Below are 1,438 nucleotides of genomic sequence, written 5' to 3'. Positions count from 1 at the left end.
GCCGAGTAGCGCGTTTTCACGAGAAACCAAATCGAAGTTACCACGTACACGAACCGATGCGCCTTTAACAGCAAACAACAACAGTGAACCACCGATAACGAACACTAAGAAACCTAGAATAAACATACCACGGGCAGGATCCGACGCGAATGCGTGAACCGATACCAAGATGCCCGAACGAACTAAGAATGTACCTAGTAAGCTTAGTGAGAATGCAGAGATAGCCAGCAAGACTGTCCAAGCTTTAAATGTGCCACGCTTTTCGGTTACCGCTAGTGAGTGCATTAGAGCAGTACCAGCTAACCAAGGCATGAATGAAGCGTTTTCTACTGGATCCCAGAACCACCAGCCACCCCAGCCAAGTTCGTAGTAAGCCCACCATGAACCAAGTGCGATACCTACTGTTAGGAATAACCAAGCAGCGATTGTCCAAGGACGAGACCAACGAGCCCATGCCGTATCTAAACGACCGCTCATTAGAGAAGCGATTGCAAAAGAGAACGCTACCGAGAAACCTACATAACCCATGTAAAGCATTGGCGGGTGAATAATCAAACCCGGATCTTGCAGTAGTGGGTTCAAGTCACGGCCATCAACAGGGAAGAAAGGCAATGTACGTAAAAACGGGTTAGACGTTACGATAATGAACAGCAAGAAGCCGACAGTAATTAAACCCATAATCGCCAGTACGCGAGCCACAGACTCTTGAGGCATACCACGACTAAACGTTGCAACTGCTACCGTCCAACCCGCTTGGATTAGAACCCAAAGCAGTAGTGAGCCTTCATGAGCCCCCCAAACCGCGGTAATTCGGTAGTACCAAGGTAGTTGGCTATTCGAGTTACTTGCTACGTATTGAATCGTAAAATCATTTGTGTAGAACGCGTAACACAAGATAAAGAACGAAATCGCTAGGAATCCGAACATACCCCACGACAGCGGTCGTGCACTGTTCATCAATAATGTGTTATTTCGAGCGGCTCCATACAGTGGGAGCACGCTTAGCAGCAGTGCAAGTCCCAAAGACAGGATCATCGCAAAATGGCCGATCTCGGCTATCATTGAGCATTTCCTTCTTTTTGTTCAGTCGTGTATTGCAAAGGCTCATGAGTTTTCTTCATTGCTTCAGCAACTTCAGAAGGCATATATTCTTCATCGTGCTTTGCCAACACCTCAAACGCTTCAATTGTCGTTGCATCCTTAAGGACACCTTGAGCAACAATACCTTGGCCTTCACGGAAAAGATCAGGAAGGATGCCATCATATAGAATCGTCACTTTAGGGCCTACATCAGCCAAATCGAAGCTAACACGCAATGATTCATTGTCACGGCTTACAGAGCCGACTACAACCATGCCACCAATACGTAAGCGTTGACCCACTTCAGGTTTTTTACCATCTTTGCCGTTGACGAGCTCGGTTGGTGTATAGAACAGAT

Annotated in this window: 2 protein-coding genes; both read right to left on the bottom strand. The window is 46.9% G+C overall.

Annotated elements, in window-relative coordinates; all coding sequences use genetic code 11:
• A partial coding sequence (locus AB4496_RS13775) for a heme lyase CcmF/NrfE family subunit (protein WP_372131159.1) occupies positions 1-1,062 on the bottom strand: 1,062 nt, incomplete at its 3' end.
• Positions 1,059-1,438, bottom strand: a 380-nt coding sequence (ccmE, locus tag AB4496_RS13770) for a cytochrome c maturation protein CcmE (protein WP_372131157.1), incomplete at its 5' end; no start/stop codon positions are given. The genes ccmE and AB4496_RS13775, both read right to left, overlap by 4 nt.

This window comes from Vibrio sp. 10N.222.46.A1 (assembly GCF_041473595.1).
Taxonomy (GTDB): Bacteria; Pseudomonadota; Gammaproteobacteria; order Enterobacterales; family Vibrionaceae; genus Vibrio; species Vibrio tasmaniensis_A.
Note: the sequence above shows the minus strand (reverse complement) of the source record. Positions and strands in the feature narration are given on the sequence as shown.